Consider the following 26,589-nt stretch of genomic DNA (forward strand, 5'->3'; position numbering starts at 1 on the left):
CGCCCCGGAGCGCCCGGGGCGGTGGCGCACCGGTGGTGCACACTGGCAGGCATGTCCGTGAGCACCGCCCCCACCCGCTCGCGTCGCCGGTGGTTCCCCCTGCCGCGCCGGCTGGTCCGCAGCCTGGCCGGGCAGCTGTTCGTCGTCCAGGTGGTCATCGTCGCCGCCGTGGTCGCGGGCGGCGCGGTGCTCGCGTACCTGTTCACCGCCGAGCGCACCGAGGACGCGGCCCGCCGCGAGGTCACCTCGGTCGCCCACGCCGTCGCCGACTCCCCGTCCGTGCGCGCCGCCGTCTCCGGGCCCGATCCGACCGCGGTGCTCCAGCCGTACGTCGAGCAGGTGCGCCAGGAAGTCAAGGTCTCCTTCATCACCGTCATGGACACCGACGGGGTGCGCTGGACCCACCCGCTGCCCGAGCAGATCGGCAAGCGCTACCTCGGGCACATCGACTGGGCGCTGGCCGGCCAGACCCGCAGCGAGACCTACACCGGCACACTCGGCCCGTCCGTGCGGGTGGTCACCCCGGTGTTCGACGACCAGCACCGGGTGGTCGCGCTGGTCAGCGTGGGGCTGACGCTGGAGTCGATCTCCGCGCAGCTGAGCGGACCGCTGCTCGCCCTGGTCGGGGTCGCGGTGGCCGCCCTCGCGGTCGGCGGGGTGGGCACCTACCTCGCCAACTCCCGGCTGCGGCGGCACACCCACGGGATGGGGCCGGCCGAGCTCAGCCACCTCTACGAGTACCACCAGGCGACCCTGCGCTCGGTGCGCGAGGGGCTGGTCCTGCTCGACCGGGCGCACCGGGTCGTGCTGTGCAACGACGCGGCCCGCGAACTGCTCGGACTGGCGGGCGAGGTGGACGGTCGCCCGGTGGCGGAACTGGGGCTGCCGGAGGCACTGGTGGCGGCCGTGCTCGGGGAGGAGCCGGTCCGGGACGAGGTCCATCTGACCGCCGAGCGGGTCGTGGTGCTCAACACCTCCACCATCGGCACCGGCCTCGGCCGGGTGGTGACCCTTCGCGACCACACCGAACTGCAGTCGCTGAGCGGTGAGTTGGACTCCGTGCGCGGCTTCACCGAGGCGCTCGGGGCGCAGGCGCACGAGGCCGCCAACCGGCTGCACGCCGTCGTCTCGCTGATCGAACTCGGCCGCCACGAACAGGCGGTGGAGTTCGCCACCGCCGAACTCGCCCTCGCCCAGCAGCTCACCGACCGGGTGGTCGCCGCGGTCGGCGAGCCGGTGCTGGCCGCGCTGCTGCTCGGCAAGGCGGCCCAGGCGGCCGAGCGGGGCGTGGAGTTGACCCTCACCGAGGACAGCCGGATCGACGACGGGGTGCTGCCGCCCGGACTCCCCGCACGGGACCTGATCACCGTCCTCGGCAACCTGATCGACAATGCGGTGGACGCCGCGATCGCCGGGGCCGCGCAGAGCCCGGGCGCGCCGGAGGTCACCGTCACCGCGCGGATCGACGGCGGCGGGGGAGGCGGTGCGGGGGAGGCCGAACCGGGGGGCGCCCATCTGCTCCTGCGGGTCGCCGACACCGGCGCGGGCATCGACCCGGCCGCCGTCGAGGACGTGTTCCGGCGCGGCTGGAGCACCAAGCAGGACGGTCGCGGGCACGGCCTGGGCCTGGCGCTGGTCGCCCAGGCCGCCCGGCGCAACGGCGGCACCGTCGAGGTCGGGCGCGACCGCGGTGCGGTGCTCACCGTGCGGCTGCCGCTGACCGGCGGCCGGGCCCGGGAGCGGGAACGGGCCCCGGGGCAGGAATGGGCTGGGGGGCCTGAGCGGGTCGAGGGGCCTGGACGGGCCGGGGAGCCTGGACGGGCCGGGGAGCCTGAGCGGGCCCGGGAGCAGGAAGGGGCCCAGGCGTGAGCGACGCCGCGGCGGAGGCCGCCCGGAGCGGGATCGCCGTCCTGGTCGTGGAGGACGACCCGGTGGCCGCCGCCGCCCACACCCTGTACGTCGAGCGCGAGCCGGGCTTCCGCGCCGTCGGGACGGTGCACAGCTGCGCCGACGCGCTGCGCTTCCTGGAGCGGGCCCGCGCCGCCGGGACGCCCGTCGACCTCACCCTGCTCGACCTCTACCTGCCGGACGGCCATGGCCTCCAGCTGTGCCGCACGCTGCGCGCGGCCGGGCACGCCACCGACGTCATCGCCGTCACCTCGGCCCGCGACCTCGCCATGGTGCGGCAGGCGGTGTCGGCGGGGGTCGTGCAGTACCTGCTGAAACCGTTCAGCGCGGCCGCCCTGCACGACCGGCTGGTGCGCTACGCCCGCTACCGCGACAGCCTCGGGCGCACCGGCGAGGCGACCGGCCAGGACGAGGTCGACCAGGCGTTCGCCCTGCTCCGCACGCCCGAGCGCAACTCGCTGCCGAAGGGGCTGAGCGCGCCGACCCTGGACGCCGTGGCCTCGGTGCTGCGGGAGGCCTCGACCGGGCTGTCGGCGGCGGCCGCCGGCGCGGCCGCCGGGGTGTCCCGGATCACCGCGCGGCGCTACCTGGAGCACCTGGTGGACACCGGGCGGGCGGTGCGCGAGCCGCAGTACGGGAGCGTCGGGCGGCCGGAGCTCTGCTACCGCTGGAAGGGGCGCTGACGCCGGTCCGGGGCCGGTGCGACCTTCGGGGGCGTCGCCCGGCGACCTTCGGTGGTCGTCGTCCGTAACCTTCCGGCGCCCCCGCTCGTTGGACCGCACGGGGCGGCGCGGGTGGTACCGGGGGAAGTTCACTCACTCGGGTGGTTCTGGGTGCCCCCGAGGCGTTCCGGCAGGTCAAGGGCGATAAAGTTAGGCTTACCTAACTTCTTCTGGGGGTTCGCCTTGTCGCTCGCCGCCGTACCCGCCCAGGCCGTCTCCGGGGCCACCGCCGCCGGAGCCCCGCCCGCCGGTGAGGCCATCCTGCGCCGCCAGCGCGTCCGCGAGTCCGCCGCCCGGACGTACGCCCGCTCCTTCCCGATCGTTCCGGTCCGGGCCCACGGCATGACCGTCGAGGGCGCCGACGGGCGCCGCTACCTGGACTGCCTCTCCGGCGCCGGGACGCTCGCCCTCGGCCACAACCACCCCGTCGTGCTGGAGGCGATCCGCCGCACCCTCGACAGCGGTGCCCCGCTGCACCTGCTCGACCTCGCCACCGCGGAGAAGGACGACTTCACCAGCGCGCTGTTCGAGAGCCTGCCCCCCGGGTTCGCCTCCAGCGCCCGGGTGCACTTCTGCGGACCGGCCGGCACGGACGCCGTCGAGGCCGCCCTCAAACTGATGCAGACCGCCACCGGGCGCTCCGGCGCGCTCGCCTTCACCGGCGCGTACCACGGCATGACGGCCGGCGCCCTCGCGCTCACCGGCAACGTCGCCGTCAAGGAGCCGCTGCCCGGCGGCGGCGAGGTCGTCCGGCTGCCCTACCCGTACGGCTACCGCTGCCCGTTCGGGGTCGGCGGCGAGGCGGGCGCCGAACTCGGCGCGACCTACGTCGAACGGCTGCTGGACGACCCCTCCGGCGGCGTGGTGCCGCCCGCCGCGATGATCCTGGAGGCCGTCCAGGGCGAAGGCGGGGTCGTGCCCGCCCCCGACGGCTGGCTGCGCGAGATGCGCCGGATCACCGCCGAGCGCGGCATCCCGCTGATCGTGGACGAGGTGCAGACCGGCGTCGGACGCACCGGCGCGATGTGGGCCGTCGAGCACAGCGGCATCGTCCCGGACGCGATGGTGCTCTCCAAGGCCATCGGCGGCAGCCTGCCGCTCGCCGTCGTCGTCTACCGCGAGGACTACGACGGCTGGCGGCCGGGCGCCCACACCGGCACCTTCCGCGGCAACACCCTCGCGATGGCCGCCGGGGCCGCCACCCTGCGGTACGTCGCCGCGCACGGACTGGCCGAGCGGGCGGCCGTGGCGGGCGCGCGGATCACCGCCCGGCTCCGCGAACTCGCCGCCGAACTGCCCGCGATCGGCGACGTGCGCGGGCGCGGGCTGATGATCGGGATCGAACTGGTCGACCCGGGCGCCGAACCCGACGCCTGCGGTGCCCGGCCGGCCGATCCCGCGCTCGCCGTACGGGTCCGCGAGGCCTGCCTGGCGCGCGGGCTGATCGTCGAACTCGGCGGGCGGCACGACGCGGTGCTGCGGCTGCTGCCGCCGCTGACCATCACCGACGAGCAGGTCGCGGCCGTGCTGGAGCGGCTGGCGGAGGCGATCGCGGCGGCCTCGGCGGCGGGGTCGGTCTCCACTTCGGTCTCCGCTTCGGGGTCGGGGGGGCCGGTGCCGGGGTCGGTCCCGGCTTCGACGGCGCGGGGTGGGGCGTGACCGGCGGCTCCGGGGCGGCGCCCGAACTGCCCGGCGAGGGCGGCACTCTGGACGCCCTCGCGGGCGGCGCCGGCGGGCCCGGGGCACTCGGCCCGCTGCTGGCCACCGTCCTCGACGCCCTCGACACCGGCACCGCCCTGCGCTCCGGACCGCTGCCCGCCGGCAGCCCGGCCGAGATCGCCGCCCTGGTCGCGGACGGACTCGCCGGCGCCGGCGGACGCGGCGCGCTCGCCCGGCTCACCGAACTGCTCGCCTACGGCGCCGCCGACCCCGCCGACCCGGCCTGCGCCGCGCACCTGCACTGCCCGCCGCTCGCCGTCGCGGCCGCCGCCGACCTCGCGGTCAGCGCGCTCAACCCCTCCCAGGACTCCTGGGACCAGGCCCCCGCCGCGACCGCCCTGGAAACCGCGCTGCTCGCCGAACTCGCCACCCTGGTCGGCTACGACCCGGCGCGCGCCGCCGGGGTGCTCACCTCCGGCGGCACCGAGTCCAACCTCATGGGCCTGATGCTGGCGCGCGACCAGAAGCTCGACGGCATCGTCGAGCTGGACGGCATCCCGGCCGGCGCCCGACCCTGCATCCTCGCCTCCGAAGCCGCCCACTTCTCCGTCCAGCGCGCGGCCGCCCTGCTCGGACTCGGCGAGCGGTCCGTCCTCGCCGTCCCCGTCGACCGCCGACTGCGCATGTCCCCGGAGGAGTTGGAACGCTCCCTGGCCGAGGCCAGCTGGGCCGGACGCACCCCGATCGCCATCGTCGCCACCGCCGGCACCACCGACACCGGCGCCGTCGACCCGCTGCACGCCGCCGCCGACCTGGCCGGCCGCTACGGCGCCTGGCTGCACGTCGACGCCGCGTACGGCGGCGGCGCGCTGCTCTCCGACCGGCTCGCCCCGCTGCTCGACGGCATCGCCCGCGCCGACTCCGTCTCCCTCGACTGGCACAAGCTCGGCTGGCAGCCCGCGGCCGCCGGGGTCTTCCTGGTCCGACGGGCCGAGACGTACGTGTCGCTGGCCCGGCGCGCCGAGTACCTCAACCCCGTCGACGACGAGCGGGCCGGCTACCCGAGCCTGCTCGGCCGCTCGCTGCGCACCACCCGGCGGGCCGACGCCTTCAAGCTCGCCGTCACACTGCGCACCCTCGGCCGCGAAGGGCTCGGCCGGCTCGTGGACGCCTGCCACGACCTGGCGCTGGCCGCCGCGGACGCCGTCCGGGCCGAACCCTCACTGGAACTGCACACCGAACCCGTCCTCACCGCACTGCTGTTCCGCTACCGGCCGCCCGGGTTGACGGACGAGGCCGCCGTGGACGAGCTGAACGGGCAGCTGCGCCGGCTGCTGCTGCGCACCGGGCGCGCGGTGGTCGGGCGCACCGAGCTGCCGGGGGACGGGCCGGGGCGGGTGCGGCTGAAGCTCACGCTGCTCAACCCGCACACGACGGTGGGGGAGGTCGGGGCGCTGCTGCGAGAGGTGGTCGGAGCGGGGCGCAAGGTGGCGGGGGAGCGGGCGGGGTAGCGGTGCGCCCGGCCCCGACGGGGGCGCGGTCGGTCGTCCGGGGCGGTCGGTCGTCCGGGTGCGGTCAGTCGTCCAGCAGGACGCCGCGGGTGAGTTCCCAGGTGTCGGGGTCGGCGGCGACCAGGAGGCCGTCCTCGCAGCCGGGGGCCTCGGGACGGTAGGGGGAGCCGTCCAGGCGGGCCGCGACGCCGCCGGCCTCGGAGAGCAGCAGCGAACCCGGGGCGTGGTCCCAGGGGAGGGTGCGCCAGTAGAAGATGAAGTCGGTCCGGCCCTCGACGAGGTCCGGGTACTCGATCCCGGCGGCGCTGCGGCCGGGGGAGATCTCGCCGAAGGCCGAGCAGTGGGACTCCAGGCGGCGGCGTTCCTCCGGGGCGAGGAAGCGGCTCTTCAGGATGCCGGTCAGCTTCCCGGCGGCGGCGGGTGCCGGCGGGCGGGTGAGGCGTTCGCCGTCGCGCCAGGCGCCGGAGCCCAGTTCGGCCCGGTAGGCGGTCGCGGTGGCGGGCTGCCAGATCCACGAGGCGACGGTCAGGCCGTTGCGGACCAGGGAGCACATCACGGCGTAGTCGGGGCGGCCCGCGACGAAGTTGGAGGTGCCGTCCACCGGGTCGACCAGCCAGACGGCGGGCTCGTCGTGGATGGCCAGGGCCAGCGCCGGGTCGGCGGCCACGGCCTCCTCGCCGACCACCGGGACGGGCAGCAGCTCGTACAGGCGGCGGGCGATGATCGCCTCGGCCTCGCGGTCGGCGATCGTCACGATCTCGCCGGGCGCCTTCTCCATCACCTCGCCGGCGGTCAGCGCCCGGAAGCGCGGTTCCACCGCCTCGGCCGAGGCCTCGGCGAGTATCTCCGCCACCTTGTCCATCAGCACGTTCGCGCTCCCTTCGCCGGTTACCACTCTCGCACGAGTGCGCGGAGCGGGTGTCGGCGGACGGGGGTGCCGACGGCTGACGGCTGACCGCTGATGAGCGACAGCTAACAGATAACAGATGACAGATTTCGAAATCTGTTAGCTGTTATCTGTTATCTGTTAGCTGTCCGGTTGTTCGCCGTCGGCCGTTCCTCAGTCGCCCGGCTGCCGACCGTCAGCCGCCCAGGTAGTGGAACCCGGGGCGCGGGTGCATCAGGAACTCGTGGTGCGAGATGTTCCACCCGTACGCGCCCGCCATCGCGAACAGCACCCGGTCCGCCGCCCGCAGGCCCGCCGCGCCGTCCGCCGCCCGGGCCAGGACGTCCTTGGGGGTGCACAGCTGCCCGGCCAGGGTGGCCCGTCCCGTGGTGACCGCGGGGCGCGGCCACGGGTGCGGCCAGGCGTCCACCGGGAGCACCGCGAAGGGCTGGGAGTGCCCGCGGGTGGCCGGGGTGCGGAGGTGGTGGGTTCCGCCGCGGACCACCGCGAAGTCCTCGCCGTGGCTGCGCTTCACGTCCAACACCTCGGTCGCGTACCAGCCGGAGTAGGCGGTCAGTGCCCGCCCGGGCTCGATCCGCAGGGTCAGCCCGGGGCGGCTGTCGAGCAGCTCGGCCAGGCCCTCGCCGAAGGCCGTCCAGTCGAAGCGGTGTGCCGGGTCGTCGTAGTCCACCGCCATGCCGCCGCCGATGTTGACCTCGGTGAGCGGGAGGCCGTGCCGCTCGGCCAGCTCTGCCGACCAGGTGACGATCTGCTCGGCGACCGCCAGCTGCTCCTCGGCCGCCAGCCCGCTGGCCAGGTGGGCGTGCACCCCGCGCAGGCGTAGCCGGCGTCCGAGCGGGCCGCCGTCGGTGAGCAGCCGGACGCACTCCTCGGCGCGGTCCGGGTCGAGCCCGAACGGGGTCGGCCGCCCGCCCATGGCCAGCGGCACGGCGTCCAGGGCGTCGGTGACCACCGGCAGGTTCACCCGCAGCAGGACGTCCACGGCCGCCGCCGGGCGCTCGGCCAGGACGGCGGCGAGCCGGTGCAGCTCCTGCTCGCTCTCGACGTGCCAGCGGTGCACCCCGGCGTCCACGGCGGCGAGGATCTCGGCCGGGGTCTTGCCCGGACCGCCGAAGGCCAGCGGAGCGTCCGGCACGACGGCCCGCACGTGTGCCAATTCCCCGCCGCTGGAGACCTCGTAGCCGTCGACGGCCGCGCGCAGCGCGGTCAGCACCGGCGCCTCCGGGTTGGCCTTGGCGGCGTAGTACAGCTCGACCCGCTCCGGCAGCGCGGCCCGGACGGCGGCGGCGTGCTCGCGCAGTGCGCCCAGATCGTAGACGTAGGCGGGCAGTTGCTCGGGTGCGAGGGAGGCGACATGGTGCCGCACGGTGCCGTTCACCGGGATGTCGGTGGTCGGGGTGTTGCTCATCGGACGGCGCTCCCGGTCGGAAGGTGGGCGGTCATGCGGGCGGCCTCGGCGAGCACCGAGCCGGCCAGCGGGGAGGGCAGTCGGACGTATCCGGCCTCGCGGTCGGCCTTGCGCTCCCAGCGGGTCAGCAGGTTGGCCTTGGCGGGCAGCGGGACGCCGGCCAGCAGTGCCCGCAGCCGGGGCGGGCGGCCGTGCGCGGCGGCGTACTCCTCCAGGGTGTCCCGGACGGCCTGCCAGAGCGCGCCCTCCAGCTCCGGGTGGCGGTCGGCCAGGGCGGCGAGCAGTTCGGCGACGTGGTTGACCAGGAGGCAGTAGACCACCCGGTCCCAGCCGCGCTCGGCGTCGTAGGTCATCGGGCCGGCCACCTCGGGCGGCAGGGCGGCCAGCAGCCCGGCGTTCTGCTCGGGGACGAGCTTGGTGCCCTCCAGGTCGCGGAAGAGCACCTGGGCCGGAAGGCCGGCGGCGTCGACGCCGATCAGCACGTTCTGCAGGTGCGGTTCCAGCACCACGCCGTGGTCGAAGTAGGCCGCCAGTACCGGCGGGAGGAGCAGTCGCAGGTAGGCGCGCCACCAGTCGAGGGCCGTCGTGCCGTCCGAACGCCCCTCCAGTAGATGGGAGATGTGGGCCGAGCTGGTCGGGTGCTCGTCGGCGACGGCGCCGGCCAGCAGCGGGGTGACGCCGGGGCGCAGCAGACCGCCGAAGCCCTCGCGCAGGATCAGGCCGAAGCCCTCGAACAGCGCCCGGTCGGGGTGGCCGTCGGCGCCGGGCAGGGCGAGGGTGCGGAAGGCGGGCTCGCGCAGCGTCGCGGCGTCCGGGAAGCGCCGGGCGAGGTCGGTCAGCACCGGGTCCAGCAGGCGGGTGAGCCGGACGGCGCCGGTGAGCTCGTAGGCGGCGTTCTTGCGCAGGCAGTTGGTGATCCGGACGTTGAGGCTGAACTTGAGGAAGGCGTCCGCGCCGTACAGGGTGCGCACCGAGGCGGTGGCGGCGAAGCGTTCGCCGCGCGGGCCGAGGTCGAGGACGTCGCCGCGGGCCATGGCCGCGCGCAACAGCGGGTGATCGCCGATGAGTTGGTACTGCCAGGGGTGGGCGGGCAGCAGTCGGTAGCCGTCCGGCACCTCGCCGAGGCCGTCCAGTACGGCGCTCGCCCCCTGGTCCGCGGACTCCTCGGCCAGCAGCTCGGTGCGCACGGCCAGGTGGCGCAGCGGGAAGGCGGCGCGGGACTCGGGCGCGTAGTGGCGCCAGTCGCCCCGGGCGGCGGAGCGGGACTTGGGGGCCGGGTGGAAGCGGTGGCCGAACAGCAGGGCCTGCTCCGACTCCAGGTAGCGGTCCGCCCCGGCGGCCGGGCGGTCGGCCAGGCCGGCGCCGACGCCCTGGTGGCTGGACGCCACCTGGTCGAGGAACTCCTCGTTCACCGTGCCGGTGCGCAGCTCCAACTCGTCCTGGGCGTACCCGGCGAGCTCGCGCCAGTCCAACTCGCGCCAGCCTTCGGGGATTTCCTCGTGCACCGGGCCGGTGAACCGGTGTGCGCCGAGCAGTGAGGTGCGGCGCAGGGCGACTCGCAGCAGGGTGCCGCGGCGGGGCAGGCGCAGCAGCAGGTGACCGTCGTCGACGGCGGTCTGGTGCTCGGGGGCGGACACCTCGCGCAGCAGGCAGTTGAGCAGGGTGTGTGCCACCGCCTCGTCGGCGCCGGGCAGTTCGGCGGGGTCCGTGGTCGACGGCATGGCAGAGAGGGAGGCGGGGAGGGTGGTGGGCCGGGCGGTCATCGGGGACTCCTACGGGTCAGGAGGGCGAGCAGGGCGGCGGCCAGTGCGGCGACGGTGCCGGTGACGACCGGGGCGGCCGGTCCGCCGCTGCCGTTGGCGAGCGCGGCGGCCAGTCCGGCGGCGACGGCACCGCACTTGGAGACGGTTTCGCGGGTGCCGAACATCCGGCCCGGGGCGCGGCCGCGGGCGGCTTCGGCCGCGAGGACGGCGAGGCAGACCAGGCCGATGGTCATGCCGAGTCCGAGCACCGCCCGGGTGAGGGCGAAGGTGAGCAGTGAATGGGCCGGGGCGTGGCCGGCCAGTCCGAGGGCGACCAGGGCGAAGCCGAGGGCCAGCCCGCTGCGGGGCCGCGCCTCGACAACGGCGTGCACCCGGCCGGCGCCGACCAGGTAGACCAGGTGCGGCAGCGCGAACAGCAGGCCCGCGACGGTGCCGCCGGCGCCCGGCAGCCGCTGCTGGACCAGGGTGATCAGGTACGGGAAGGAGATGATGGTGGCGAAGACGAAGGCGAACTCGAAGGTGTAGAGCAGTCTGAGCGAGCCCGGCGGGTCGGCCGGGGCGGCCTCGCGGCCCACCGGGGTGACGGCCGGACGGGCCGGCTCCGGCAGGGAGTTGAGCAGCAGCGCGGCGGTCAGCGGCAGGACCGCCATCACCAGGTACTGCCGGTGCGGGTCGATCCACGGCGACAGTGCGCCCACCAGGATCGGTGCCGCGACCAGCGCGGCCCGGGCGCTGCCCTGCATCAGGGTGAGCGCTTTGGACAGCTGGGAGCCGTCCAGGGCCGCGGCCAGGTAGCCGTTGGTGGCGGAGAAGGTGCCGCCGAGGAAGCCCTGGAGGACCAGTGCGGCGGTGAACGCGGGCAGGCTGTCGGCGGCTCCGGCCAGCAGGAAGGAGACGGCGAGGCCGAGTTGGGCGCGCAGCAGCAGCCGCTTCTGGCCGAAGCGGTCGGCCAGCCGGCCCCAGAGCGGGGCGCCGAGGGCGGTGAAGACGGTCGGCACGACGTAGAGCAGGCCGGCCCAGTGGCCGCTGTGGTCCCCGAGGCCGGGGAGGATCTCGGTGAGGTAGGGCGGCAGGCCGAGGGCGGCGAAGGAGGCGACGAAGTAGCAGGCCGCCACCGCGTGCACCTGGCGCCGGTCCAGTCCGACGGCGCCGGCCGGCCGCGGCCGAGGTCGCGGCTCGGCGTCGACGGAGGCCATCATGAACGGCCCTTCAGCAGAAGGTAGTTGGGGCCGTCGGTGTAGTGCTTGTTGATGTCGGCGGCGCCGCTGCGCTCCTTGCTGAGCAGGCTCCCGGCGCTCACCATGGCCTTGACCGGCAGCCGTTCGGCGTCCAGCAGGTCGGTGCGCAGCGGCTGTCCGGCCGGGCCGAGCCGGTCGACCGCTTCGGTGAGCACGGTGCGCAGCAGCTCCAGGCTCCGCTCCAGCGGCACCCGGCCGTGCGCGGCCAGGCCGAAGGCGAGCGAGGCGGTGCACAGGTGGCCGGTGATGGTGGTGAACAGGTCGGTGAGCGCGCGGTCCTGCTCGGCGAGGATCCGCGGGTCGCGGAACTCATGGACCAGTGCCGCCAGTTCGGCGATCCGGGAGGCGCCCGCCCGGGTCGTGTTGATCCGGGGGCCGTCGTTGTCCTTGTAGAGCAGCCGCAGGCCGGTGCCGTCGAGGACGAGCGAGGTGTTCTGCTGGTGCGACTCCAGGGCGATGCCGTGGCCGAACAGGGTGGTCTGCCAGTCGATCAGCAGCCGCAGCAGCTCCTCGTAGAGCGCGGGGACGGAACCGTGGTGGAAGCGGTCGGCCAGGTGGTCGATCACCAGCCTGCCGTCGGGCGCCTCGGCGAGCAGGGCGGCCAGCGGGACGGTGACGGCCCCGTGCAGGCCGTCCGGGTAGCGGCGCAGGAGCACGGCGAGCAGCTCGTCCTCGGCGTGGGCGTAGTGCTGCTCGTCGGCGTGCAGCACCCGCCCGGAGAAGCGCGGTTCACGGGCGGCCACGGTCTCCACCAGGCGCTGCCCGACCGCGCCGTTCACCAGGGTGACCGGCTTGATGGTGCGCCGGTTGCGCAGGCCCAGGGTCGCGGTGGCGAGCGGCAGTTTGAGGTGGCAGGACGGGTCCTCGGCCACGGCGACCGTGCGCATGGACAGCGTCGGCAGCACCGTGAGGTACGGCTCGGGGGTGAGCACCGCACCCGGCGCGATCCTTGCGAAGTCCTCGTCCGCGGTGAGCGGATGGACCGGGACGGTCAGGAACTCGCCCGGCACGCCCAGCTGTTCGGCGCTCGGCCACCAGGCGGGCAGCGGACCGTCGCCGCGTACCGTCAGCAGGCCGGTCGGGACGGCGAGCCAGCGCAGCTCGAAGCTCTGGTGGAACTCCGGTGCGTAGGAGCGCAGTTGTTCCTCGGTGAGGCCGGAGCGGCCGCGTGCGGTCGGGTAGACCGGGTGGTCCAGGAAGGCGGCGAGGGCCTCGAAGCCGAGCGAGGCGCGCGGGCCGGTCCAGTCGGCCACGTCCTCGCCGTAGCGCTCGGCGAGTTCGGCGTGCACCTCGGGCAGCACCCGGTCGTGCAGATCCATGGTGGCGAGGGTCTGCCGGCACTCCTCGGCGAAGGCCAGGTGGCCGGGGCGGTCCAGGGGGTGGGCGCGCTCCGCCAGCCGGGCGAGGACGGTGGACAGGTCGGTGAGGCGGACGCCGTCCACCTCCAGCTCCGGCAGCCGGGCGGCGTGGTCGGCCTGGAAGCCGTCCGGGGCGACCGGCAGGGCGAGCGAGCCGTCGCTCAGCCAGGGGCCGTCGGGGCGCTGCTCCAGGAGGCCGCGGGTGCGCAGGCCGAGCACGTCCTCGCGCAGCAGCGCGGACAGCACGCGCAGGGTGAGCTGCTCGGCGGGGGTGCGGGAGGCGGGGGCGGGAGGGGTGGGGGAGCAGGCGACGGGGGTGCGGGAGGCGGGGGAAGGCGCGGCCGGGGTCATGAGGTGATCTCCCAGCGGTTGGCGGCGATGAACGCCGCCACGGCGCCGTCCACCACGTCCTGGTCCGGGCCGACCGCCCAGACGATGCCCAGGTAGTCGCGGTTGGTGCGGTAGAGCTCGTGCCGGGCGCCGACTTCGCGCACCGGCCGGTAGGAGAGCGTGACGCCGTCGGCCCGTCGCTCGTAGTGCGGCTCGGGGGCGGCGGTCAGGGTGCCGGCCCGCTCCGCGCAGACCCGCTCGTGGCGGGCCCGCTGGTCTCGGCGGGCGCCCAGGTCGGCGGGGAGCTCCTCGCCGAGGTGGGCGCGGAGCACCAGCTCGAAGTAGGGGATCCCGAGGATCTCGGCGAGCATCAGGTCGCACTGGTCCCCGATGGCACGGTAGTTGACCTCGATGATGCGGGCGCGGCCGTCCGGCTGGAGGACGAACTCGGTGTGGCAGGCGCCGAGTCCGACCCCCAGGGCGTCGAGCTGGGCGAGCACCTGGTCGACCACCGGCCGGGGGTGCGCCGGGGTGAAGGTCAGCACCTCCTCGATGAAGTCCGGCGGCGGGGAGAGGCGGGTGCGGAAGCCGCCGAGGACGTGCCGGGTCCGGCCGTCGCCGAGGGTCTCCAGGGTGCACAGCTCGCCGGCCAGGAACTCCTCGACCACCAGGGTGGCGTCGGGGCGGCGCTGCTGGATCTCCTTGACCCTCTGGGCGAGTTCGGTGCTGTCGGCGACCAGCGTGACGTCCTCGCTGGCGACGCCCTCGCGCGGCTTGACGATGCACGGGAACGACGGGGTGAGGCCGTTCGGGTCCTGCCCGGGCGCCAGTTCGGCGGACTCGACGGCGTCCAGCCCGCACTCGGCGAGGTGGCGGCGCAGCTCACCCTTGTTCTTCGCCCGAAGGGCGGCCTTCCAGTCCTTGCCGGCCAGTCCGAAGTACTCGGCGGCCAGGGCGGTCTGGGTCTGCAGGTGGTCGCTGTTGCTGAACACCGCGGCCGGCGTGTGGCGCTGGGATATCAGCCCGATCACCTCGCGGAAGTCCTGGACGTCGCACTCCACCACCTCGCACGTGAACTCCGCTCCGGTGTAGGCGCGTTGGTGGGCCTCGACGTGGTCGGTGAGGACGGTGACGTCGAGTCCGAGCCGGGCGGCGGCGGGCAGGAAGCCGCGGGTGACCGAGTCGGTGGGGTTGAGGGCGAGCAGGTAGAGCCGCATGGGGATTGTCCTCGGAGGCGTGGTGACGGACGAAGGACGGCGAACAGATGACAGAGTTCGAAATCTGTTATCTGTTATCTGAAAGTTGAACTCTGAAATCTGAAGGCTGAAATCTGTTCGCCGTCGGCTGTTCGTGGTCCGCCGCCCGCCGCCCCGCGTACCGGGGGCGGCGGGCGGCGACGGACGGCGGCCGACGGCTACTTGGGCGCGTCCACGCCCGCTGCCTTCGCGATGTCGACGAGCATCGCGTCCGCGGCCTGGACGCCGATGCCGGACATCCAGGTCTCGTCCGGCACCGTGAAGACCTTGTTGTTCTTGACGGCGTTCAGGCCCTGCCAGACCGGGGTCTGCTGGACCTCGTTCTCCTTGGTCTTGGACGGGTCGTCGGCGGTGGTGACGAACACCAGGTCGGCGTCGGCCTGGCTGACCTGCTCGGCGCTGACCTCGATGATGTTCTTGTCCACGTCCTGCGAGGCCGGGCGGGTCAGGCCGACGTCCTTGAGCACCACGCCGCTGTAGGAGGCCTTGGCGTACAGGCGGGTCGGGCCGGCCACGAAGCGGACCACCGAAGCGGTCGGCATCGTCCCGTTGTACTTGGCCTTGATCGCCTCGCCCAGCTTGTGCGCCCGGTCCTCGTAGTCGGCCAGGGCCTTCTTCGCCTCGTCCTCCTTGCCGAGCGCCTGGGCGTACAGCGCCAGGTTGTCCTTCCACGGGAAGCCGGTGGTCTCGGCCAGCACGGTCGGCGCGATCGCGTTCAGCTGGTCGTACACCTTGGCGTGCCGGACCTTGGAGGAGAGGATCAGGTCGGGCTTGAGGGAGGCGATCAGCTCCAGGTTCGGCTCGTTCATCGGGCCGACGTCCTTGGTGTCCTTGATCTTGTCCTTCAGGTAGTTCGGGAACCCGCCCTCGGTCTTCATGTGCGGGGACACCGCGCCGACCGGGGTGATGCCGAGCAGCGTGACGTCGTCCAGCTCGCCGCTGTCCAGCACCACGACGCGCTTGGGCTGGGACTTGATCTGGGCGGTCCCGGCGGCGTGCTTGACGCTGCGCGGGAACCCGGCGGCGGTGCCGGCCGAGGCGGTGGAGGAGCCGGAGTCACCGCCGGACTTGGCGCCGTCCCCGGTGCTGCCGCAGGCGGCGAGGAGCGTGGCGGACAGCGTGACGGCGAGGACGGCGACGGGGAGTCGGCGGTTCATCGGAGTTCCTTGGATCGGGCGAACGGGGATACGGGACAGGGGGGTAGGGCCTCAGGCCCGGGGGACGGCGGCGGCATCGGTGGCAGTGGCAGTGGCGGCACCGGAACAGGCACCGGAACAGGCACCGGCACCGGCGGCGCCGCCGCGCACCCGTGCCCGCGGCACGACCAGCGGAGTGCCGGTCTCGGGGTCGGGCACCACCCGGCAGGGCACGCCGAACACGGCCTCCACCAGCTCGGCCGTCAGCACCTCGGCGGGCGGACCGGCCGCGGCGAGCCGCCCGTCCTTGAGCACCACCAGGTGGTCGGCGTACCGCGCGGCCTGCCCGAGGTCGTGCAGCACCATGACCACGGTGCGTCCGGCCTCGGCGTGCAGGTCGGCGACCAGGTCCAGCACGTCGAGCTGGTGCCGCAGGTCGAGGAAGGTGGTCGGCTCGTCGAGCAGCAGCAGGTCGGTCTCCTGGGCGAGCGCGAGCGCGATCCAGACCCGCTGGCGCTGTCCGCCGGAGAGCCGGTCGACCTGCCGGTCGCGCAGGTCGGCGGTGCCGGTGCGCCGCAGCGCCTCCTCGACCGCGGCCTGGTCGGCTTTGGACCACGGGCTGAGCATCCGCTGGTGCGGGTAGCGCCCGAGCCGGACCAGCGCCTCGACGGTGACCGCCTCCGGCGTGACGGGCTGCTGCGGGAGCAGGCCCATCCGCTTGGCCAGGGTGCGGGCGGGCATCCGGTGGATGTCGGCGCCGTCCAGGGTGACGGTGCCGGCCGCCGGGCCGAGCAGGCGGACCAGGCCGCGCAGCAGCGTCGACTTGCCGCAGGCGTTCGGTCCGACGATCGCGGTGACGGCGCCGCCGGGCAGTTCGAGGTCGAGCCCGTCGACGATGGTCCGGTCGCCGTAGCGCAGCCCGAGGCCGTGGGCGGCTAGCCGGTGGGCATCCGTACGGGTGCCGGCGGCGGTGCCGGTGCCGGTGCCGGCGGCGGTGTCGGTGGCGCTGGTCATCAGCTGCTCCTCTGGGGAAGCCGGCCCTGGCGGATCATCAGCACCAGGAGCCAGGGCGCGCCGAGGGTGGCGGTGACGGCACCGACCGGCAGGCCGTGGACGGGGATCACGTGCAGCACGAGGAGGTCGGCCGCGAGCAGCAGCACGGCGCCGGTGAGCGCGGTGAGGCCGAGGGTGCCGACCGTCGGCGGACCGGCGAGCAGCCGGACCAGGTGGGGGACGGCGAGGGCGACGAAGGCGACCGGACCGGTGAGGGCGGCTGCCAGCGAGGCGAGGGTGATGGTGAGCAGCAGCAGCCAGAGCCGGTCCCGGGCGGGGTTCAGTCCGAGGCCGCCGGCCGATTCGTCGCCGAGGTCGAGGACGGCGACCCGCCGTTGGCAGAGCAGGACGGCGCCGGCGGTGAGGGCGATGGCGGTGCCGCCGATCCACACCTCGGTCCAGTTGCGCCCGTACAGCGAGCCGGTGGTCCACTGCATCGCGGAGGAGGCCAGTTCGGCCGGGAACCGTACGATCATCAGATTCACGGCGGCGGCCAGGCCCTGCTGGACCGCCAGGCCGACCAGCACCAGCCGGGTGACGGCCATCCTGGAGCGCCAGGCGAAGCCGCCGAGCAGCAGCGCGGCGAGCAGCCCGCCGCCGACCGCGGCCACCGGGATCAGCTCTTGCGAGGCCCCGGTGGCGAGCATCAGGACCGCGCCGAAGGAGGCGCCGCCGGTGATGCCGATGGTGTCGGGGGCGGCCAGCGGGTTGCGGAACAGCCGCTGCAGCATCGAGCCGGCCATCGCCAGCCCGGCGCCCGCGATCAGCGCGGACACCACACGCGGCGCCCGGAACTGCTGCACCACCAGGACGTCGCCGGGCTGCCCCTGGCCGAACAGGGCGCGCAGCGCGTCCCAGACGGAGATGCTCACCTGGCCGGTGCCGAGCGCGATGCCGGTCAGCACCACCAGCAGGGCGAGGGCCAGCAGCGACCAGGCGGCGGTACGGGCCCGGCGGCGGCCGATCGGGCCCATCGCGGCGGTCCGCCCGTTGCGCGCGCTCACTTGGCCACCTTCCGGGCCAGCACCGCGAGCAGCGGCGCGCCGAGGAAGGCGGTGACGATCCCGACCTCGATCTCGGAGGGCTGCACCACGAGCCGGCCGAGCACGTCGGCGGCGAGCAGCAGCAGCGGGCCGGTGATCAGGCAGCCGGGCAGCAGCCAGCGGTGGTCGTTGCCGAGCACGGTGCGGACCAGGTGCGGCGCGGCCAGTCCGATGAACGCCACCGGTCCGGAGACGGCGACCGCACTGCCCGCGAGCAGCACCACGGCCAGTCCGCCGACCACCCGGATCCGGGCCACCGGCACGCCCAGCGCCTGGGCGGTCTCGTCGCCCAGGGCCAGCGCGTTGAGCGCGGGGGAGATCGCGAAGGCGGCCACCAGGCCGATCGCCAGGAACGGCAGCACCGGCGTGAGGGTGTCCAGGTGCCGGCCGGCGATCGAGCCGGCCAGCCAGAACCGGGCCTCGTCCAGGGTGCGGTGACTGGCCAGCATCAGCGCCGAGGTCCAGGAGGTGAGCACCACGGTGAGCACGGTGCCGCCGAGCGCGAGCCGGACCGGGTCGAGGTCCCCGCCGCGCCGGGACATGGCGTACGCGGCGACGGCGGCGACGGCCGCCCCGGCGAAGGCGAACCAGACGTACTGGGAGGGGCGGGAGAGGTCCAGTGCGTAGATCGCGGCGACCACGGCGAGGCTCGCGCCGGCGTTGATGCCGAGGGTGACCGGGGAGGCCAGCGGGTTGCGGGTGACGCCCTGGGCGACCGCCCCGGCGACGCCGAGCGCGGCTCCGACGGCCAGTCCGATGAGCGTGCGCGGGACCCGAAGGCCCGTCACCACGTCGGCGTCCCCGCCGTGGGCGGCGCCGGTGAGGGCGTCGAGGACGGTGGACAGCGGGATGGAGCGGGAGCCCAGCGCCAGGCTCAGCGCGGCGCACAGCACGAGCGCGCCCGCACCGGCGACCAGCAGCAGCGGTCGCTGGAGCGCCGCGGGACGGGGCGTCGCCGGGGTTGTGGTGGCGGGCGGGTCGGTTCTCAGCACGAGTCGATATCTTAGGTTAGGTTTGCCTAAATTCGTCAAGATCGTGCCATTGGTCGTACGTCACACCCGGCTTCGCGGCCGGATGGTCGGCGCACGTCCTGAGGCATTGTAAGGTGAGCCTCACCTTAACGATCACTCGGAGTCGTTCTCAGGAGTGCCGATGGTCCCCGGAACACCCCTGCCCGTCGCGCCGGACTGTGCCCCGCCCGTAGCTGCTCCGCCCGTAGCTGCTCCGCCCGTGCCTGCTCCGCCCGTGCCTGCTCCGCCCGTGTCTGTTCCGTCCGTCGCCGTTCCGCCCGTGTCTGTTCCACCCGTCCACCCCGGGGGCCGGTCGGGCACCCTGGCCGGTGACTACGAGCGGCTGCGCGAACTCTGCCCCGCGCTCCGGCTGCATCTGCTCGACCCCGCCGAGCCCGACCCCTCGGCCGCCGACGGCTGGTACTCGGGCGCCCGACTCGCCACCGACGAACGGGCGCTGGCCGCCGTCCTGGCCGGGGCGGAGGACCGCATCGCAGCCGAGCACGGCCGCGCACCCCGCCCGCACGTCACCGCCTCCCGGCTGCTCCACCACTACGCCTGGTCCGTCTGCCTGCTCATCGCCGGCCCCTGGCACCTCGCCCGGCGGGTCCCCGCCGTCGACCCGGCCGACCTCTGGCTGCACGCCCCCACCGGCGACCTCGCGCTGCGCCCGCGCGGGCACGTCACCCTCCCCGGCGACGACGAGCTGCGCGCCGAACTGCGGGCCGCCGTGGTCGCCCACCTCGAACCGGTGCTCGCCGTGTTCGCCGGGCCGACCCGGCGCCGCGACCGCGCGCTCTGGGGCATGGTGACGGACGACCTCGCCTCCGCCGTCTGGTACCTCGGCCGGATGCTCGACGGCCAGGACGCCACCGCCGAGGGCGAGTCCGGCGCAGCCGCGGCGGAGGACGCCGCCGTCGCCGCCGCCGGGGCCCTGCTGCCCGGCGGTACCCTGCCGCTGCCCGGAGCCGCCGACTTCCGCCGGCTGCGCACCCCGGACGGCCGCGACCACCACACCCGCACCCGGCTCGGCTGCTGCCTCTACTACGCCGTCAAGCCCGAGGCCCTCGCCTGTCCGACCTGCCCGCGCACCTCCGACGAGGAGCGGCTGCGGCGGTTCTGACGGACGGTCCGCGCACCCTGAACCGCCCCTACCGGCCCTTACCGCCCTACCGCCCTACCGCCCGCTCACCGCTCCGCGCCGTCGCCGTCGCCGTCCGACCGTCGAAGCACCGCCACGCCCCGGTCCAGGTCCACCCCGAAGTGCGGCGGCGCCCCGGCCCGGGTGTCGTCCCGGCGTGACGCCTGCTCCCGCTTCTGCTCGACCTGGATCCGCTTGCCGGGGCTGAACATCGCGTGCATCTCGTCCAGCACGCCGCCACCGCCGCCGACCCCGACCCCCGGTTCGCGCTCGCGTCGGCGCGGCGAGGCCTCGGCCCGGACCTGCAAGCCCGCCAGCACCACCAGCCCGACCGCCGCCGCGACCACGCACGCCACTCCCACGATCAGCCCCATGACCGGCCCAACGCCTCACCCCCACATCGGCGTTCCCGGTTCCGGTCCCGCGCCGGTTAGGCTGCCCGCGGACCCTAAGGAGAGCCCTCACCCATGACCGTGCGCGGAACCCTCGTGGACATTCCGACGGCGGACGGCACCGCCGACGCCTACCTTGCCCACCCCGACGACGACCGGCCCCACCCCGGCGTGCTGCTCTACCAGGACGCCTTCGGGCTCCGGCCCCACCTGAAGTCCATGGCCGACCGGATCGCCGAGGCCGGGTACACCGTCCTCGTCCCCAACCTGTACTACCGAAGCGGCCGTGCCCCGCTGGTGGAACTGCCCGAGCTGATCGACATCGAGCAGTGCGGCGAGATCTTCGCCCAGCTCGGTCCGCTGCTGGGACCCGCCAGGGACCCGCAGATCGCCGCCCGGGACGCGGACGCCTTCCTTACCTGGTTCGCCGGGTCCCCGCTGGTCCAGGACGGTCCGATCGGCACGACCGGCTACTGCCTCGGCGCCTACCTGGCCCTGAGCGCCGCCGCCGGTCACCCGGACCGGATCGCCGCCGTGGGGGCCTTCCACGGCGCCCATCTCGCCACCGACCGTCCGGACAGCCCGCACCTGGGAGCCCGACGCATCACCGCCGAGCTCTACTTCGGCCACGCCGACCAGGACGAGTCGATGCCGCCCGAACAGATCGCCCGGCTCGACGAGGCCCTCACCGCCGCCGGGGTCCGCTACCGGGCGGAGCTGTACGAGGGCGCCGGGCACGGCTTCACCCAGGCCGACACCACCCGCTACGACGCGGTCGGCGACGCCCGGCACTGGTCGGCGCTGTTCGACCTGCTGAAGCGCAACCTGCCTGCGTAGCCCGCGGGTTCGCCGGGTCGCGGGTTCGCCGGTGCGCCGACCGCAGGGTTCGCCGCCCCGGCGGCCGGCGCGCCCGCCGGTCGTAGAGTGGGCCCCGCCGGGACGGCCGACGAGGGGAGTGGAAGTGACCAGCAGGCGGAGTGCGCGACCCGGCCGGGCTCCGGCGCCGACCGGAGTCCTGGAGGCCGTCGCCGAGGCACTGGCGGAGGGGGTGCCCGGTGGAGTGCGGCCGGGCGAACTCGACCGTGACGGAAGGGCGTTGCGCTGGCTGGAAGCAGGGCCGGGGCCGGGTGTGAAGCCGGGGCCGGGCGAGGGTGTGCCGGTCGTCGTCCTGATCGCGGGCATGGGCACCTCCGCGCTCACCTGGGCCCCGCTGCTGCCCGAACTGGCCCGCCCTGGCCGGGTCGTGGCGTACGACCGGGCCGGACTCGGCGCCAGCGAACCCGACCAGGCCCCGGTCCTGACCCTGGACGGCCAGGTCGCGGACCTGACCGCGCTGCTCCGGCACCTGGACGCCGGGCCGGCCGTCCTGGTCGGACACAGCTGGGGCGGCCAACTGGCCCAACTCCTGGCCCGGGAGCGGCCGGAGCTGGTGGCCGGCCTGGTCCTGGTGGATCCGGCGCACGAGGATTTCCGGCCGCGGGCGATCAGCGCGGTCGAGTCGCTGCTGCTCCGCGCCGGGCTGCTCCGCGTCGGGCTGCTCCGCGTCGGGCTGGTCCGCGCCGGGCTGCTCCGGGCGGCGCCGGCGCCCGCCGCACCGGTCGCGGGCGACGCGCTCGCCCGGGCCGAGGCGGCCGTCCTCGCCCACCCCCACCAACGGCGGGCCGTGCTGGCCGAGAACCGGCTGACGAACCGGGCCACCGGGCAGCTGCGCCGTCGCCGGGCCGCCGGGCCGCCGCTGCGGGTACCGGTCACCGTGCTGAGCGCGACCACGGGGCTGCCCCGCGGGCTGCGCGCCCGCTTCACCGCCGTGCAGGCGGGGATCACGGCCGGTACCGACCAAGGTGTCCACCTGCTGGTGCCCGGTGCCGGGCACGCCGTGCACGCGGACCGGCCGGAGGTGGTCGCGGCGGCCGTCCGGGAGGTGTCCGGACGGGTCCGGACCGCGCGCAGGCCCTGACCCCCCGGAGGCCGGTCCCCGGCCGTCGATCCCGGCCGTAGCGCGGCGGTCGGGCCCGCGGCACGCTCTGGCACACTGTGTGCCGACGACCCGGCGGGGAGGGTCATGACACCTTGGGGGCAGGGGAGATGAGTAGCGCTGGCACCGTGCTCGGCGGGCGGTACACGCTGGTCGAGAAGGTCGGCGGCGGGGGGATGGGGTCGGTCTGGCGGGCCGATGACGGGGTGCTGGCGCGGCCGGTCGCCGTGAAGATCCTCCGCGCGGACCTGTTCGAGGACGGCACCGGCCTCCAGCGGTTCCGCCGGGAGGCCCAGTTGGTCGCCGCGATCGACCACCCCGGGATCGTGGGCGTGCACGACTACGGGGAGAGCAGCGGGGACGGCGACGCCCGCTGCGCGTACATCGTGATGGACCTGATCGAGGGCCGGCCGCTGGACCGGGTGCTCCGGGACGACGGTCCGATGAGCGCCGAGCGCGCCCTGCGCCTGCTCGCCGACGCCCTGGACGCGCTGCACGCCGCCCACCGGCGGGGCATCGTGCACCGCGACCTCAAACCCTCCAACCTGATGGTGCGCGAGGACGGCGGTGTGGTGATCACCGACTTCGGCATCGCCCGGGCCGTCGCCAGTACCAAGCTCACCGCGCCGTACGCGGTCATCGGCACCGCGGCCTACATGTCCCCCGAGCAGGCCTCGGGGGAGAGCACCGGCCCGGCCTCCGACCTGTACTCGATCGGGGTGGTCGGCTACGAACTGCTGGTCGGGCAGGTGCCGTACCAGGGCGAGGGGCCGCTGCAGGTCGCGCTCAAGCACGTCAACCAGCCGGTGCCGGAACTGCCGGAGACCTTCCCGGCGGCGGTCCGGGCGCTGATCGCCACCGCGCTGGCCAAGCAGCCCGAGGACCGCTTCGAGAGCGCGGCCGGGATGGCGGCGGCGGCCCGGGTGGCGGTCGGCCTGCCCGGGGCCGCGCGGAGGGCGGCGGACAGCGGGACGATCGACCTGCGGGCGGACGGCGGCGCGGCCCCGGCGGCCGGGGCCGCGGCGGCGGGTGCCGCGGTGGTTCCCGCAGGGGGCGCTGCTCCCGGTGCTGCTATCGGCGCCGCTCCCGGTGCCGTTCCCGGTGCCGTTCCCGGTGCCGCCGTGGTCCCGGCCGGGCCGGAGCAGGTCGTGAAGGTGGACCCGAGGGCGGAGACCGAGCCGGGCCGACGCCGCTCGCGCCGCACCCTGCTGCTGCCGGTCGTGGTCCCGATCGTCATCTCGATGGGCACGGCGACCGTGCTGCTGGTCGACCGCAGCCCCGGCAAGTCCGATGCGGCCGTGCCGCCCGCCGCCCAGCCGACCGTGGTGGTGACGGTTCCGGCGGTTCCGACCGCCACCACCCCGGCCGCGACCACCTCCGCACCCGGCACCCCGGCGCCGACCGACACCCCGTCGGCCGACCCGGCCGCGAGCCAGCAGGCCACCGCCGGACAACTGCCAGCCGGCACCCAACTGCCCGTACCGGTCCCGGTCCAGGGCGGCAACGGTGGTACCCAGGGGCGCGGCGGCTCGAACCCCGGTGGCGGCGCGGCCGCAGGCGGTCAGCCCGGCGGCGGGGGGACGGCGGGCGACCAGCCGCCGGCCAAGCCCGGCAACCCGGCCTCACAGGGCGGCGGTTCAGGCGCTTCGGCCGGCTCGGGCGGTTCGGGAGGCCCGGGGAGCTCGGGCGGTTCGTCGGCGGGCGCCAATCCGCCCGCTCCGCCGACCTCCGGCCGTCCCGCGTCCTGCGGCGGCAACAACTGGAGCAGCATCGTCAGCGTCAAGGACGGCCGCCCGATCGGGATGCGCAACGACAACCTGAACGGCGACAACCCGATCGTCCTCGGCGGCGCCTCGCAGTACGGCTGGGTGCGCTCCACCGACCCGGGCAGCTGGATCCTGTTCAACGCCTGCAACAACGGCGGCCCGCAGCTGGTCCAGACCATGGACGGCAAGGTGGTGCTGAGCAACGGGTACAGCTTCCTGACCAGGTGGACGGTCCGCAACGGCAGCACCGCCGGCTCGTACACGCTGGCCGACTACCAGAACCAGTCGTGCATGACGGACAACGGCCCCGGCAACGAGCTCACCATGGTGACGTGCACGCCCGGGAACACGGCACAGGAATGGCGGCTGCAGTGACGGGCGCCGGGGCGGACGCAGGGATGGCCGCAGGGCCGGGCGCAGGAACGGGCGCAGGAACGGAGGCGGTGACGGACACGGTGGCCGAGAGCGCCCGGGTGGTGCTCTACTGGCGTCCCCTGTGCACCTATTGCATGAGGCTGCGCCTCGGGTTGCTCTTCACCCGCCTTCGGTACAGCCGCCGCTTCACCCGGGTCGACATCTGGAAGGACCCGGACGCGGCCGCCTTCGTGCGCTCGGTCGCGGACGGCAACGAGACCGTCCCGACGGCCACCGTGGCCGGCCGTCCGATGGTGAACCCCTCGCTGCGCCAACTGCTGCGCGCCGCAAGAGGATACGGCGCGTAGGCGGACGCTCACCGGGTGGCGGTCGCTAGCAGGCCGGCGCCCGCGTGGGCAAGGGTGACCGGTGGCGGGACCTCGCCATCCGGGCGTCAAGGGTGTGTATGGAAACTTCTACAGAGATGTAAAAGTCGATCGGCTGATGATCGGTCTTGACACTCGATCCGGTGATCGGTGACCAACGCGCCGTCGGCGCAGGCGATTGGCCCTGGTTCGAATCGGAACTCCCTGCAAGGCGCTGTGGATTGCCCCGATTTGACCGACCTTTGAATTCCTTTACCAACTGGCGGGACCTGGCCAATAGCTGAGGCAGACCTGTCAATTCACCTGCTGGATTGTCATGCTTCTTGTCACCCCCAGCGGTAGCCCCCCACCCCCACCCCTCGGTGGCAAGCCGCTCGACCGCACGGGGTTCCTGCACGTCAGCGCCCGTTCCGCCCCACAGGTGCCGACCCCGGCCCCCGGGACGTGGTGCGACCGCGCCCACACGCGGTTTCCCGGAAGGACTCGCACGTTGAAGCGTAAGCTCGCTGCTGTCGCCGTACTCTCGGCCACGGCCATGTTGACCGGTGTCGTCCAGGTGGCCACCACCGCCGCCCAGGCCGCCCCCGCGGCCCCCTCGCTGCGGGCGCAGGCCGCCTCGCAGCACGCGGCCGTGCTCGCGGTGGCCAACGGCCAGTCCGCCCCGCTCGCCCAGGCGCTCGGCCTCGGCGGCCAGGAGAAGCTGGTGGCCAAGGACGCGGTCGTCGACCAGGACGGCACCAAGCACCTGCGCTTCGAGCGCACCTACGCCGGCCTGCCGGTGATCGGTGGCGACCTGGTCGTCCACCAGAAGGCCGACGGCGCCGTCAAGTCGGTCGACAAGGCCGTCGCCGCCCGGATCGCGCTGCCGAGTCTGACCCCGCAGATCCCCGCGGACAAGGCCGCCGCCCAGGCCTCCGGCACGGTCAAGGCCACCATCGGGCAGACCATCGACTCGGACGAGTCCCCGATCGCCGACGTCCACCAGGTCGGCAAGGCCGAGCTGGTCGTGTGGGCCACCGACGGCAACCCGCGCCTGGCCTACCGGACCACCGTCGAGGGCGTGCGCGCCGACGGCACCCCGAGCGCCCAGATCCTGGTCACCGACGCGGCCGACGGCAAGGTCCTCTCCACCCACGAGAAGATCGAGACCGCCGCGGGCACCGGCAACGGCATCTTCGTCGGCCAGGTCTCCCTCGACACCAACCAGAACGGCTCGCAGTTCGAGCTCAAGGACACCGGCCGCGGCGGCCAGTCCACCACGGACATGAACAACAGCGAGTCGGGCAGCGGCTCGCTGTTCGCCAACCCCAGCAACAGCTTCGGCGACGGCACCAACAACAGCCGCGAATCCGCCGCCGTGGACGCCCAGTTCGGCGCTGCCACCACCTGGGACTTCTACAAGAACACCTTCAACCGCAACGGCATCCGCAACGACGGCGTCGGCGCCCTCAGCCGGGTGCACTACGGCTCCAACTACGTCAACGCGTTCTGGAGCGACGACTGCTTCTGCATGTCGTACGGCGACGGTGCCAACAACAGCGCCCCGCTCACCGAGATCGACGTGGCCGGCCACGAGATGACCCACGGCGTCACCGCGGCGACGGCCGCGCTCAACTACTCGGGCGAGTCCGGCGGCCTCAACGAGGCCACCTCGGACATCATGGGCACCATGGTGGAGTGGTACGCCAACCTGCCCTCCAACCCGCCGAACTACCAGATCGGCGAGCTGATCAACCTGCGCGGCGACGGCAGCCCGCTGCGCTACCTGGACCAGCCCTCCAAGGACGGCTCCTCGGCCGACTACTGGGACCCCAACGTCGGCAACCTGGACGTGCACTACTCCTCCGGCGTGGCGAACCACTTCTTCTACCTGCTCGCCGAGGGCAGCGGCGCGAAGACGATCAACGGGTTCAGCTACAACAGCCCGACGGCCGACGGCTCCTCGCTCGCCGGCATCGGCCGGGACAAGGCCGCGCAGATCTGGTACCGCGCGCTGACCGTGTACTTCACCTCGACGACCGACTACGCGGGCGCCCGCGCGGCCACCCTCAGCGCGGCGTCGGACCTGTACGGCGCGAACAGCGCCGAGTACAACGCGGTCGCGGCCACCTGGACCGCGGTCAACGTCAACTGACTCGGGCCTGAACCGGGTCGGGCCCGAGTTGGGCGGGCCCGACCCGGGGGTGCGGCCCGAGCAGGGCCCGGTCGGACTGTGGGTGCCGAACGACCGGGCCGGACGGCGGGGGTGACGGTGTGCGGACCACCGTCGCCCC

The 26,589-nt window shown here is 74.5% G+C and carries 21 protein-coding genes; 10 read left to right on the plus strand and 11 right to left on the minus strand.

All coding sequences use genetic code 11. The features are described 5' to 3' along the window. Positions 1-51 precede the first annotated feature (51 nt). The 4 genes from ABTY61_RS08545 (at position 52) to ABTY61_RS08560 (ending at position 5,800) form a co-directional block, all read left to right on the plus strand. Entirely contained in the window at positions 52-1,869 is a 1,818-nt protein-coding gene (locus ABTY61_RS08545) for a sensor histidine kinase (RefSeq protein ID WP_350504180.1), read from the plus strand. After that, positions 1,866-2,591: a response regulator gene (locus ABTY61_RS08550; protein ID WP_350504181.1), complete on the plus strand. Its 726-nt coding sequence runs from the start codon at positions 1,866-1,868 to the stop codon at positions 2,589-2,591. Before ABTY61_RS08545 ends, ABTY61_RS08550 begins: the two co-directional genes overlap by 4 nt. A 222-nt stretch (positions 2,592-2,813) precedes the next feature. Beyond that, positions 2,814-4,289, plus strand: coding sequence for a diaminobutyrate--2-oxoglutarate transaminase (locus tag ABTY61_RS08555; RefSeq protein ID WP_502895242.1), 1,476 nt, complete (start codon positions 2,814-2,816; stop codon positions 4,287-4,289). Continuing rightward, the gene (locus ABTY61_RS08560) at positions 4,286-5,800 is read left to right on the plus strand and encodes a pyridoxal phosphate-dependent decarboxylase family protein (protein WP_350504182.1); all 1,515 of its coding nucleotides are present in this window, start codon (positions 4,286-4,288) and stop codon (positions 5,798-5,800) included. The genes ABTY61_RS08555 and ABTY61_RS08560 overlap by 4 nt, the downstream gene beginning before the upstream one ends. Before the next feature lie 64 nt (positions 5,801-5,864). Here ABTY61_RS08560 and ABTY61_RS08565 read toward each other — a convergent pair whose 3' ends face one another. From ABTY61_RS08565 to ABTY61_RS08610, 10 genes are all read right to left on the minus strand, one after another. Further along, positions 5,865-6,662 (minus strand): inositol monophosphatase family protein, encoded by a 798-nt coding sequence (locus tag ABTY61_RS08565; RefSeq protein ID WP_350504260.1) that lies wholly within the window; start codon positions 6,660-6,662, stop codon positions 5,865-5,867. A gap of 220 nt (positions 6,663-6,882) precedes the next feature. Then, positions 6,883-8,115, minus strand: coding sequence for a type III PLP-dependent enzyme (locus ABTY61_RS08570; protein WP_350504183.1), 1,233 nt, complete (start codon positions 8,113-8,115; stop codon positions 6,883-6,885). Next, positions 8,112-9,878: an IucA/IucC family protein gene (locus ABTY61_RS08575; RefSeq protein WP_502895243.1), complete on the minus strand. Its 1,767-nt coding sequence runs from the start codon at positions 9,876-9,878 to the stop codon at positions 8,112-8,114. Before ABTY61_RS08575 ends, ABTY61_RS08570 begins: the two co-directional genes overlap by 4 nt. Continuing rightward, positions 9,875-11,077, minus strand: coding sequence for an MFS transporter (locus tag ABTY61_RS08580; protein ID WP_350504184.1), 1,203 nt, complete (start codon positions 11,075-11,077; stop codon positions 9,875-9,877). Before ABTY61_RS08580 ends, ABTY61_RS08575 begins: the two co-directional genes overlap by 4 nt. Next, positions 11,074-12,825: an IucA/IucC family protein gene (locus ABTY61_RS08585; RefSeq protein ID WP_350504185.1), complete on the minus strand. Its 1,752-nt coding sequence runs from the start codon at positions 12,823-12,825 to the stop codon at positions 11,074-11,076. Before ABTY61_RS08585 ends, ABTY61_RS08580 begins: the two co-directional genes overlap by 4 nt. After that, positions 12,822-14,021 carry an ATP-grasp domain-containing protein gene (locus tag ABTY61_RS08590; protein ID WP_350504186.1) on the minus strand — a complete coding sequence of 400 codons (1,200 nt, stop codon included), beginning with the start codon at positions 14,019-14,021 and terminating at the stop codon, positions 12,822-12,824. The genes ABTY61_RS08585 and ABTY61_RS08590 overlap by 4 nt, the downstream gene beginning before the upstream one ends. 197 nt (positions 14,022-14,218) lie before the next feature. Then, positions 14,219-15,217, minus strand: coding sequence for an ABC transporter substrate-binding protein (locus tag ABTY61_RS08595; RefSeq protein ID WP_350504187.1), 999 nt, complete (start codon positions 15,215-15,217; stop codon positions 14,219-14,221). Between the two features lie 51 nt (positions 15,218-15,268). Continuing rightward, positions 15,269-16,210, minus strand: a complete 942-nt coding sequence (locus ABTY61_RS08600; RefSeq protein WP_350504188.1) for an ABC transporter ATP-binding protein — start codon at positions 16,208-16,210, stop codon at positions 15,269-15,271. After that, entirely contained in the window at positions 16,210-17,223 is a 1,014-nt protein-coding gene (locus ABTY61_RS08605; RefSeq protein WP_502895251.1) for a FecCD family ABC transporter permease, read from the minus strand. The genes ABTY61_RS08600 and ABTY61_RS08605 overlap by 1 nt, the downstream gene beginning before the upstream one ends. 26 nt (positions 17,224-17,249) lie before the next feature. Further along, entirely contained in the window at positions 17,250-18,215 is a 966-nt protein-coding gene (locus tag ABTY61_RS08610; RefSeq protein ID WP_350504262.1) for a FecCD family ABC transporter permease, read from the minus strand. A 367-nt stretch (positions 18,216-18,582) separates the two neighbouring features. Here ABTY61_RS08610 and ABTY61_RS08615 point away from each other — a divergent pair, with 367 nt between their 5' ends. Further along, complete coding sequence (locus ABTY61_RS08615; protein WP_350504190.1) at positions 18,583-19,425, plus strand: iron-sulfur protein; 843 nt, start codon at positions 18,583-18,585, stop codon at positions 19,423-19,425. A 65-nt stretch (positions 19,426-19,490) separates the two neighbouring features. Here the strand turns inward: ABTY61_RS08615 and ABTY61_RS08620 are convergent, their stop codons facing one another. Then, positions 19,491-19,817, minus strand: a complete 327-nt coding sequence (locus ABTY61_RS08620; RefSeq protein WP_350504191.1) for a DUF6191 domain-containing protein — start codon at positions 19,815-19,817, stop codon at positions 19,491-19,493. A gap of 93 nt (positions 19,818-19,910) precedes the next feature. Between ABTY61_RS08620 and ABTY61_RS08625 the strand changes: the two genes are divergently transcribed. The 5 genes from ABTY61_RS08625 to ABTY61_RS08645 all read left to right on the plus strand — a co-directional run bounded on the left by ABTY61_RS08625 (position 19,911) and on the right by ABTY61_RS08645 (position 26,450). After that, positions 19,911-20,672 (plus strand): dienelactone hydrolase family protein, encoded by a 762-nt coding sequence (locus ABTY61_RS08625; protein WP_350504192.1) that lies wholly within the window; start codon positions 19,911-19,913, stop codon positions 20,670-20,672. 124 nt (positions 20,673-20,796) lie between these two features. Then, complete coding sequence (locus ABTY61_RS08630) at positions 20,797-21,792, plus strand: alpha/beta fold hydrolase (protein ID WP_350504193.1); 996 nt, start codon at positions 20,797-20,799, stop codon at positions 21,790-21,792. A gap of 128 nt (positions 21,793-21,920) precedes the next feature. Continuing rightward, complete coding sequence (locus ABTY61_RS08635; protein ID WP_350504194.1) at positions 21,921-23,951, plus strand: serine/threonine-protein kinase; 2,031 nt, start codon at positions 21,921-21,923, stop codon at positions 23,949-23,951. 68 nt (positions 23,952-24,019) lie between these two features. Further along, complete coding sequence (locus ABTY61_RS08640) at positions 24,020-24,298, plus strand: glutaredoxin domain-containing protein (RefSeq protein ID WP_350504195.1); 279 nt, start codon at positions 24,020-24,022, stop codon at positions 24,296-24,298. A 553-nt stretch (positions 24,299-24,851) separates the two neighbouring features. Continuing rightward, entirely contained in the window at positions 24,852-26,450 is a 1,599-nt protein-coding gene (locus tag ABTY61_RS08645; RefSeq protein ID WP_350504263.1) for a M4 family metallopeptidase, read from the plus strand. Positions 26,451-26,589: the final 139 nt, after the last annotated feature.

It is taken from the genome of Kitasatospora sp. NPDC096128 (genome assembly GCF_040303105.1).
Lineage (GTDB): Bacteria > Actinomycetota > Actinomycetes > Streptomycetales > Streptomycetaceae > Kitasatospora.

Coding starts and splice junctions, on each gene's coding strand:
- ABTY61_RS08545 (WP_350504180.1), top strand. CDS start 52: ATGTCCGTGAGCACCGCCCCCACCCGCTCGCGTCGCCGGTGGTTCCCC.
- ABTY61_RS08580 (WP_350504184.1), bottom strand. CDS start 11,077: ATGATGGCCTCCGTCGACGCCGAGCCGCGACCTCGGCCGCGGCCGGCC.
- ABTY61_RS08565 (WP_350504260.1), bottom strand. CDS start 6,662: ATGGACAAGGTGGCGGAGATACTCGCCGAGGCCTCGGCCGAGGCGGTG.
- ABTY61_RS08620 (WP_350504191.1), bottom strand. CDS start 19,817: ATGGGGCTGATCGTGGGAGTGGCGTGCGTGGTCGCGGCGGCGGTCGGG.
- ABTY61_RS08600 (WP_350504188.1), bottom strand. CDS start 16,210: ATGACCAGCGCCACCGACACCGCCGCCGGCACCGGCACCGGCACCGCC.
- ABTY61_RS08605 (WP_502895251.1), bottom strand. CDS start 17,223: ATGGGCCCGATCGGCCGCCGCCGGGCCCGTACCGCCGCCTGGTCGCTG.
- ABTY61_RS08635 (WP_350504194.1), top strand. CDS start 21,921: ATGAGTAGCGCTGGCACCGTGCTCGGCGGGCGGTACACGCTGGTCGAG.
- ABTY61_RS08595 (WP_350504187.1), bottom strand. CDS start 15,217: ATGAACCGCCGACTCCCCGTCGCCGTCCTCGCCGTCACGCTGTCCGCC.
- ABTY61_RS08590 (WP_350504186.1), bottom strand. CDS start 14,021: ATGCGGCTCTACCTGCTCGCCCTCAACCCCACCGACTCGGTCACCCGC.
- ABTY61_RS08585 (WP_350504185.1), bottom strand. CDS start 12,825: ATGACCCCGGCCGCGCCTTCCCCCGCCTCCCGCACCCCCGTCGCCTGC.
- ABTY61_RS08645 (WP_350504263.1), top strand. CDS start 24,852: ATGTTGACCGGTGTCGTCCAGGTGGCCACCACCGCCGCCCAGGCCGCC.
- ABTY61_RS08575 (WP_502895243.1), bottom strand. CDS start 9,878: ATGACCGCCCGGCCCACCACCCTCCCCGCCTCCCTCTCTGCCATGCCG.
- ABTY61_RS08625 (WP_350504192.1), top strand. CDS start 19,911: ATGACCGTGCGCGGAACCCTCGTGGACATTCCGACGGCGGACGGCACC.
- ABTY61_RS08570 (WP_350504183.1), bottom strand. CDS start 8,115: ATGAGCAACACCCCGACCACCGACATCCCGGTGAACGGCACCGTGCGG.